This window comes from Gemmatimonadota bacterium (assembly GCA_039715185.1).
Taxonomy (GTDB): domain Bacteria; phylum Gemmatimonadota; class Gemmatimonadetes; order Longimicrobiales; family RSA9; genus DATHRK01.
In genome coordinates this window covers 1-4752 of the sequence record JBDLIA010000144.1, presented here as the reverse complement: position 1 = coordinate 4752, position 4752 = coordinate 1, and the positions used below count along the sequence as shown (strand labels likewise).

At 72.3% G+C, this 4752-nt stretch carries 6 protein-coding genes; 3 read left to right on the top strand and 3 right to left on the bottom strand.

The window, feature by feature from the left end:
* Nucleotides 1–58: 58 nt before the first annotated feature.
* On the bottom strand, nucleotides 59–355 hold the full coding sequence (locus ABFS34_15775) for a metal-sulfur cluster assembly factor (protein ID MEN8376886.1): 297 nt from the start codon (nucleotides 353–355) through the stop codon (nucleotides 59–61).
* 114 nt (nucleotides 356–469) lie between these two features.
* On the opposite strand from ABFS34_15775, the gene ABFS34_15770 reads away from it, so the two are divergent.
* From ABFS34_15770 to ABFS34_15760, 3 genes are all read left to right on the top strand, one after another.
* A complete protein-coding gene (locus tag ABFS34_15770; GenBank protein ID MEN8376885.1) occupies nucleotides 470–925 on the top strand; it encodes a hypothetical protein in 456 nt (151 codons plus the stop codon).
* A 75-nt stretch (nucleotides 926–1000) separates the two neighbouring features.
* Nucleotides 1001–2080 (top strand): ATP-dependent 6-phosphofructokinase, encoded by a 1080-nt coding sequence (locus tag ABFS34_15765; GenBank protein MEN8376884.1) that lies wholly within the window; start codon nucleotides 1001–1003, stop codon nucleotides 2078–2080.
* A gap of 85 nt (nucleotides 2081–2165) precedes the next feature.
* Nucleotides 2166–3320 (top strand): ABC transporter substrate-binding protein, encoded by a 1155-nt coding sequence (locus ABFS34_15760; protein MEN8376883.1) that lies wholly within the window; start codon nucleotides 2166–2168, stop codon nucleotides 3318–3320.
* 16 nt (nucleotides 3321–3336) lie between these two features.
* Here the strand turns inward: ABFS34_15760 and ABFS34_15755 are convergent, their stop codons facing one another.
* Nucleotides 3337–4071 (bottom strand): SDR family oxidoreductase, encoded by a 735-nt coding sequence (locus ABFS34_15755; protein MEN8376882.1) that lies wholly within the window; start codon nucleotides 4069–4071, stop codon nucleotides 3337–3339.
* Entirely contained in the window at nucleotides 4068–4484 is a 417-nt protein-coding gene (locus ABFS34_15750) for a hypothetical protein (GenBank protein MEN8376881.1), read from the bottom strand. The genes ABFS34_15755 and ABFS34_15750 overlap by 4 nt, the downstream gene beginning before the upstream one ends.
* Between the last annotated feature and the right edge of the window lie 268 nt (nucleotides 4485–4752).

Sequence of the window (4752 nt, the reverse complement as noted above, 5' to 3'; positions counted from 1 at the left end):
GACTACGTGGTGGCCTTCGCGCTTCCCGGCGGGCCTGCGGGAGAGTGAGCGGCCTCGCTCAGAGCCCGAGCGAGGCGCGGATCAGGGGGTCTATGCGATCGGCGGTCCACTGCGGCTCGAAGGTGAGCTCGACGGCCGCCGAGTCCACGCCGTCCACGGACTCCGCCGCGGCCTTGGTCTGTTCGACGATCTCGTTGGCCACGGGGCACATGGGCGACGTCAGCGACATCGTGATGTCCACGTGGGCGTCGCTGATGTCTATGTCGTAGATCAGCCCGAGCACGACCAGGTCGAGGTCGACCTCCGGGTCCTTTACCGTCCGCAGGGCCTTGCGGACATCTTTCTCTGTCACCATCGGGACGCCGCTCGCATTCTAGTGTACCATTGCACACTCAGGTACGTGACGAAACGCTCCGCGCGCCCGTCAATCTAACAGGTCCGTGACAGAATCCACCGCCTTGCGAGCTTCATGACGTCCGACCGACGACGGCACCCGCGTCCCGACGACGCCGCGGCCGGCGAACGCCGCCGAGTCACGCGCGCCCGTGCGCGCAAACGCCGCGGGTCGGCTGCCCGCTACGCCGCCCTGGCCGCGGGCATCATCTTCCTGGCCGCGGTCCTGGACGGCCTTTACGCGGGCGACGAGCTGAGCCGCATCGCCAACCCGGCGCGCGTCGCCGCGGCCCGCTCCTGCCACGTCGAGTCGGGCGAGGTGGTCCAGCGCGAGCTCGGCGAAGACTGGACCCTGCCTCCGTACCACGACGCGCGGGTCAAGGACCTGGGCGCCGGCCGCTTCCGGGTCGAGTTTCGCGCGACCGGCCCGGACCCCCGCAAGCCCACGCGGGTGCTGTGCTCGGCGTTCCAGTTGAACCCCGAGGGCGGGGCCATGGTGGCGATAGACGTGCGACTCCGACCGGCCCTGTAGAGACTCCCAGCCCCTCCGTTTGACACCCCGGCCTTCGCGCCACAGGCTTCGGCCCATGCTCACCCCTCGATTCGCATGATCACACCCGAAATACGCCGCGTCGGCCTCACGACGGGCGGCGGAGACGCGCCCGGGCTGAACGCGGTGATCCGCGCGGCGGTGGTTGCTGGCCTGAATCACGGCTGGGAGATGCTTGGCATCCGCCGGGGCTTCGACGGGCTACTGGGCGACGGCGACGTCATCGTCATGGACAGGGAGTCGGTGCGCGGGATCACCCACGTGGGCGGCACCATCCTCGGCACGACCAACCGCGGCAACCCCTTCTCCTGGCCCGTGGAGAAAGAGGACGGGACGGTGGAGAGGGTGGATCGATCGGCCGAGCTCATCGCCTCCATCGACCGGCTCGGAATCGACGCCCTCATCGCCATCGGCGGGGACGGGACGCTCCACATCGCCGAGCGGCTGTGCGGCCTCGGCGTGCCCATCGTCGGCGTCCCGAAGACGATAGACAACGACCTCGCCGCGACGTCCGTCACGTTCGGCTTCCATACCGCGGTGCAGACCGCCACCGAGGCGCTGGACCGGCTGCACTCCACGGCGCAGAGCCACGAACGCGTCATGGTCGTGGAGGTCATGGGCCGCGACGCGGGCTGGATCGCCCTCTACTCCGGCGTCAGCTCCACCGCCGACGTGATCCTGATCCCCGAGATTCCCTTCGACATCGAGTCGGTCTGCAATACCGTGAACGACCGCTGGGCGGCCGGTCCGAGCTTCGCGATCGTGGTCGCCGCCGAGGGGGCGCACGCGGCGGGCGGAGAGATCCACACCGTGGAGGGAGGCCGCTACGGGGGCATCGCCGAAGTGCTAGCCGCCGAGATCGGCGAGCGCACCGGCCACGAGACGCGCTCGCTCGCGCTGGGCCACCTGCAGCGCGGCGGCACCCCGACGGCATACGACCGCCTGATCGCGCTGCGCTTCGGCGCGGCCGCCGTGCGCCTCGTCCGTGAGGGCCGCTTCGGCCACATGGTCGCGCTCGACCCGCCGAACGTGCGCGGAGTGCCCATCGATCACGCCATCCGCGAGCTGAAGCGCGTCCCCGTTGACGGCGACATCGTGCAGACTGCGCGCGCGCTGGGGATCGGCTTCGGGGACTGATCTCGCGCCCGCCCGGCTCGCGCGGGAGAGCGGCGGGGCGCACATTGGGCTCGTATCGGCCCGGCTCACTCGACCCCCTAGGACAGTGTCGCGACTTCTGCTCAACGCGCCCCCGCGCGCGGCCAGTCTCCCGCTAGGCGTCGCCGCCCTGCTCGCGGCCCTCGCCGCGTGCGGCGAAGCGCCCGACGACGTGATCCGCATCGGCGTCGTCGGACCCACCCAGCTCGTGTACGGCCAGTCCATGCAGGCCGCCGCGCTCATGTTCCAGGACGAGCTGAACGCCCAGGGCGGCATCGGCGGGCGCCCGGTCGAGCTGGTCATCCGCGACGACGCAGCGGACCGCGAGCGCGCCATCGAGGTGGCGAGCGAGTTCGTGGCCGACCCGACGGTGGCCGCGGTGGTGGGGCACGTCACCTCCGGTGCGATGCTCGCCGCGGCGCCCGTCTACCAGGACTCCGGCCTGGTTTCGGTGTCGCCGTCGGCCACCAGCCCGGACATCACCCGCGCCGGTGACTGGAGCTTCCGCGTGTGCCCAAGCGACCTGGAGCACGGACCCGCGCTGGCGGACTGGCTGCTCGGGCGGCTCGGGCGCAGCCGGCCGGCGGTCCTGTACGCGAACGATGCCTACGGCCGCGGGGTGCTCGGCAGCTTCGCCGACTCCTTCGAGGGCGGCGGCGGGACGATCGTGTCCCGCGATCCGTTTCTCACGGCCACCACGCAGGACTCCACCGCTGTGGAGCCCTACATCGAGCGGGCGATGGCGCGCTCGGCGGACGCCCTCGTGATCGCCGGATTCGCGGACGAGGCGGCGTCGATCATCCGCGCCGCGCGCCGCCTGGGCTTCGGCGGCCCGATTCTGGGGGGTGAGGGGCTGCTGGGGGTGGAGGAGGCCGGCGCGGTGACCGAGGGCGTGTACGTCAGCGCGCCCTTCCTGCCCGACGTGACGGGCGCCGCGGCCGCCGACTGGGTGGCCGCGTTCGGGGAGCGCTACGGCGCGCCTCCCGACGCGTTCGCGGCGCTGACCTACGACGCGCTGCGGCTGGTGGCCGCGGCCATCGCCGACGCCGGGTCCGACCGCGCGGCCATCCGCGACTGGCTCGCGGAGGTCGGGTCGAGCCGGCCCGCGTTCGAGGGGGTCACCGGTACGATCGCGTTCGACGCCAACGGGGACGTACCGGACAAGGGCGTCACCATCGGGAGGATCCAGCGGGGCCAGGTGCGAACCGTGGGGGGAGGCTAGCGGCGAGGCGCCCGCTTCAGCCGCCCTGCCTGCCCGGGTCGCCGGACGCCCAGATGCGCGCGTCGAAGCGGCGACCGGTCACCCCGGCCGACGCGTCGGACGCGAGCCACAGGAACACCCCCACGCGCCCGGCGGGATCGACCACGGTGGCCGGATCCTCGTCGGGGTACGCCGCGCGCCTCATGTCGGTGCGCATGCTGCCGGGGTTCACCGCGTTGACTCGCACGCCGTAGGCGGCCTCCTCCAGGGCGAGGTTCCAGGTGAAACCCTCCAGCGCCCACTTGGACACGGCGTACACGCCCCAACCGGCCCTGGGTTCGGCGCCCACGCTCGAGGTGACGTTGATGATCGATCCGGCGGCGGCGGCGCGCATGCCCGGCAGCACCGCCCGGCTGGCCAGCCAGGCCCCGGTCAGGTTCACGTCCAGCGCCGCCCGCCAGCCTGCCGGATCGTGCTCCGCGAGGCTCGCGCGCGGGCCGAGCGCGGACGCGTTGTTGATCAGGACGCCCACCGGCCCCCACGCCTCCACGGCCTCCGCGACCAACGCCGCCAGGGCCGCCTCGTCGGTCACGTCCACGGGTCGCGCCAGGCATTCCGCCCCCGCATCCCGCGCCTCGTCGACCACCCGCCGCAGGGCGGCGGCGCCGCGCGCGCACAGCAGCAGGCGGGCGCCGGGCTTGGCGAACGCCAGCGCCAGGGCGCGCCCCAGACCCTGGGACGCCCCCGTGATGAAGACGGGCGTATCGATCAATCGGGGAAGGTGATGTCGGCGGCGGAAGCGGGGGTCGGCGGCCTACCGGTCAGCAATTCGATGATAGCCGACATGTTGCGGCCGGCGCCGCGCACCCGGTCCAGCACAGTGAGCACGTGCGCGTAGTCGAAGTAGGCGTTTACGGAATCGTCCGAGCCCACGTTCTGGGCCAGCACCAGCGCGTCCATGCGCTCGCGGGCCGCGGCCAGGATCAGCTCGAGGGCCCTCTGTGCGGCACGCTGCTCGGCCAGCGTGGTGAGCGAGATCTCGCCCTCTGTGGAGCGTAGAGTCTCGGCGTAGGCGAGCTCTTCGGGGGGTGCGGCCACGGCTCCGCCAGTCGGGGCCGGCTCGAGCGCCAGCTCCGCTCCCTCTCGGACGGAGGCTATTTCCTCGTAGGCGAGCGATACGATCACGTTCGCGCTCCCGTACGGGTGTGGCCAGGCATCATTACTCTATGCCCCCTACGTACCCCGAGGTTCCGGACGTCGGCGGGCACGCGCCGCACCGCCTGCCGCCGAATCGGTCGAGGCCCTCTCCACCCTAGTGTGCCGGCGCGGAAGTCCCGTGTGCACCGAGGCGCGCGATGCGCCCGCGGGGCAAGGCGGAACGACGCGCCGTAGCCGTCGCTACGGCAAGGAGTTCCAACGCCGCAGCCGCGGGATGCAGCGCGAGCCGAATGCC

Excerpts from the sequence above, each read along its gene's own strand:
- ABFS34_15770 (MEN8376885.1), top strand. The coding sequence starts at position 470 with ATGACGTCCGACCGACGACGGCACCCGCGTCCCGACGACGCCGCGGCC.
- ABFS34_15765 (MEN8376884.1), top strand. The coding sequence starts at position 1,001 with ATGATCACACCCGAAATACGCCGCGTCGGCCTCACGACGGGCGGCGGA.
- ABFS34_15775 (MEN8376886.1), bottom strand. The coding sequence starts at position 355 with ATGGTGACAGAGAAAGATGTCCGCAAGGCCCTGCGGACGGTAAAGGAC.